At 70.7% G+C, this 3,720-nt stretch carries 2 protein-coding genes; both read left to right on the plus strand.

The window, feature by feature from the left end; translation table 11 throughout:
• Window positions 1–69 precede the first annotated feature (69 nt).
• Entirely contained in the window at window positions 70–1,968 is a 1,899-nt protein-coding gene (locus D6689_22560; GenBank protein RMH36416.1) for a hypothetical protein, read from the plus strand.
• Between the two features lie 9 nt (window positions 1,969–1,977).
• Window positions 1,978–3,720 (plus strand): hypothetical protein (locus D6689_22565; GenBank protein ID RMH36417.1); only part of this gene is annotated, 1,743 nt, incomplete at its 3' end.

Raw genomic sequence — 3,720 nt, forward strand, 5'->3', positions numbered from 1 at the left:
CCGGGTTGCGCGAACGCGCGAGTTGGTGCTCTGGCCGCCCGCCAAGTTTGCGGCTATCCTCGCGATTCGGTGAATCGGAAGCACACGTTGTCCCTGATCGCCGCGGCCGCCGCCGCGCTCGCAGGTGCGGCCGCCCACGCCAAGCCTCCCGAAATCTTTCCGCTTTCCAACGTCCGCCGCGGGCAGCGCGGCTACGGGTTGTCGACCTTTTCGGGCACGGAACCGACGCGCTGGGAGTTCGAGGTGATCGGCGTCCTGCGCAACTTCCGGCCGAAAATGGACGTCATTCTCGTCAAGTCGGACGACCCGAAGATGCAGGACAGCGGGTTTTGGCGGGGCATGTCGGGCAGCCCGCTGTTCATCGACGGCAAGCTGGCGTGTGCGTTCTCCTATGCGTTCACCTTCAACAAGAAGCCGATCGGCGCGTGTACACCGATCGAGTACATGATCGCCGAGGGGTTGCACGCGCCGGTGCGCGCGCGCCGCGACGGTCGCGCGGGCCGGCAGGCGCGCGCGGCGCCGCGTTGGATCGCCCCCGCGGCAGCCGCCGACGACGACTGGCGCGCGATCGCGCCGGACGGGTCGGTCCAGGCCGCGCTCGCGTCACTCGGCGCCCCGCGCGCGCCGTGGCTCCTGTCGGCGCCGCTGCCGCCGGCACCGTCCGTGTCCACCCGCCCCGATCCGGCCGATCCCGAGGGCATCGTGCCCGCCGCGATCCCGCTGGCGATCGGCGGCCTCACCGGGCCGGCGTACGAGCGCGCCAAAGACCTGTTTGCGCCCTACCCGGTCGAACCGATGCGCGCCGCGGGGGCTGGCCGGGCCGACGACGGGCCGCGCTCGTTCCGGCTCGGCTCGCCGATCTCGGTGCTGCTGTCGCGCGGCGACGTGAGCATGGCCGCGACCGGAACCGTGTCGTACGTCGACGGCGACAAAGTCCTGGCCTTCGGTCACCCGTTTTTCGAGCAGGGCGAGTTCTACGCGCCGGTCACCGCCGCCGAGGTCCACGTCGTCATTCCGTCGCAGGTGAGCGCGTTCGTCATCGCCAGCCCGCTGCGCGAACTCGGCAGCCTCGTGCAGGACCGGTTGCCCGCGATCATGGCCGACACGAGCCTCCGCAACCGGATGATTCCGATGTCGGTGCTCGTCGAAGCCGACGCCGGCGGCACCCGGCAGCGAGGCGAGCTGCACGTCGAACTGCTCAACAACAAGTTCCTCACCGCGCCGCTCGCGGGGCTGATGGCGATGAACGCGATCAGCCGATTCCTGCCCGACCGCGACCACGCGACCGTCAAGATGGTGTCCACCGTCCGGGTCAAGGGCTACGACGAGCCGCTGTCGTTCGTGGACTACCTGCACGCTCCGGACGGCGCCGGCAGCGTGATCGGCGGCGCGCGCGGCTTGCGCGTGCTGGTGCCGCTGTTGTTCAACCCGTTCGCCCCGGTGGAGATCGAGTCGATCGACATCCGCGCGTCGATCCAGTTCGCCGCGAACTACGGCAACATCGAAGCGATCAAGCTGCCGGCCGCCGAACTCGTGCCCGGCGAGCGCAACCATGTCGACGTCGTACTCGAGGGCTACGAGGGCGCGCGCTACACCCAGCGCATCGAATTCGACGTACCGGAGCGACTCGCCGGCTCGATCGTCAAGCTCGAGGTCGTCCCCGGAGATGCCGCGCCGGTCGACGCCGCTCCGCCGAAGACGCTGGACGACCTCGTGGCCGCGCTGCGCAAGCTGTTGCCGGGCACCGTGTTCGCGGTCACGCTCTACACCGCGGAGTCGGGTGTCGCGATCGACGGGAAACTGATCCACGACCTGCCCGACAGCGCGCTCGACCGACTGCGCACCGGATCCCGCACCCAACGCGCGGCGGCATACCGCCCGATCTACCGCACGACGGCTCCGTCGAGCCGCGTGATCAACGGAGGCAAGAGCCTCCTGGTCAAAGTCGCTGACAAGGCAGACGAGTAGGAGACGCACGTGAACGCATCGAACCGCGCCCGCACGGCGCTGTTGGGGTTGGCGGTCGGCGCGGCGATCGCGCTGCCGCATCGCGCGCCCGCCGTCGTCACGTCGATCTGGGTGGTCGACTCGTACAAACAGTGGAACGAAGGCGAAGGCGACAACGTCCTCATCACCTCCGAGGGCGAAATTCGCCCCGGTTGGAAGACGCACCGCATCGAGCTGGAAGCCGACGCCGTGTGGTCCGCCGCGCGCGCGCCCGACGGCAGCCTGCTGCTCGGCACCGACGACCGCGGCGCGATCGTGCGCGTCCGCGGCGACAAGGTGACGAAGCTGGCGGCGATCGACGGTGCCATCGCCATCGTGGCGCTCGCGGTCGGCCCGCGCGGCGCCGTATACGCCGGCACGATGCCCGGCGGCGAGGTGTGGCGAGTCGACGCGGCGACCGGCAAGGCATCGCGCCTCGCGGACCTGCCCGACGCCGAGACCGTGTGGGCGCTCGCGGTCGCGCCCGACGGCAAGACCGTCTACGCCGGGACCGGCCCGGACGGCAAGCTGTTCGCGGTCGACGCCGCGAGCGGCAAGGCGACGGTCGCGTTCGAGTCCAAGGACAAGCGGGTGATGGCCTTGGCAATCGCCGACGACGGCGCGGTGTGGCTCGGCACGTCGGACAAGGCGCTCGTGTTCCGCTACGACCCGCGCACGCGCACCGCACGCGCGATGGCCGACTTCGACGGCAACGAGGTGACGGCGCTGGCCGCCGCGCCGGGCGGCGTCGTTGCGATCGCAAACGAATTCGCCGAACCGACCGGCACCGGCGCACGCACCGCGCGGGCCGCCGCCAAGGGCACGGAAAAGGAGAAGAGGCGCGAGGCCGGACAAAAACCGGATCGGCCGAAGGTGGGCGCGGCGCCGGGTGCGGACAAAGAGGAGCCGACCAACGCGAAGCTGCCGCGCAAGGGCGCACGCAAGGGCAAGGGCGCCCTGTACCGCATCGGCAACGACGGCCAGCTCGAACAGCTCCACGCGCTCACCGCGACCTACTTCGCGTCGGTCGCGGTCGGGCCGGACGGCGCCGTGTTCGCCGGCGCGGGCGACAAGGGGCGCATCTATCTGGTCGACGCGCGCGACGCCGTGTCGACGGCGTTCGACGTCCGCGAACGGGTCGTGTCGCACATCGTAGTCGACGGCGACCGCATCGCGTTCGCCACCGCGGACGGCGCCGCGCTGTACCGAGCGACGGGAGCCGCGTCGGACGCCGTCTACACGTCGGACGTCCAGGACACCGGCGCGTCGTCGCGGTTTGGCCGCATCGCGTGGCACGCGACCGGGGATGTGGTCGTCGAGACGCGCACCGGCAACACGGCCGATCCCGACATTGGCTGGAGCCGGTGGGCCGCGCCCAAGCAGATCGCGCGCGCGGGCGGCGAAGCGCGCGGCGGGCGGATCGCCAGTCCACCCGGTCGCTACGTCCAGTTCCGCGTCAAGTTCACCGGCGATCGCGACGCCGTCGTGCGCTCGGCGCGCATCTACCACGTACCGCGCAACCGGCCGACCCGCATCAAGTCGATCCGCGTTGGAACCGAAACCAAGCGCGTGGTCACGAACAAAGACGTAGTCAAGCCGCGCAGCCCGATCGTGACGATCTCGTGGAAGGTCGATAACCCGGACGGCGACGAGACGGCGTACACGATCGACGTGCGGCGCGAGGGCGACGTGCGGTGGCGCCGGCTCGTAACCAAGAACGGCCGGCCGATCACG

The sequence above is a fragment of the Deltaproteobacteria bacterium genome (genome assembly GCA_003696105.1).
Taxonomy (GTDB): Bacteria; Myxococcota_A; Polyangia; order Haliangiales; family J016; genus J016.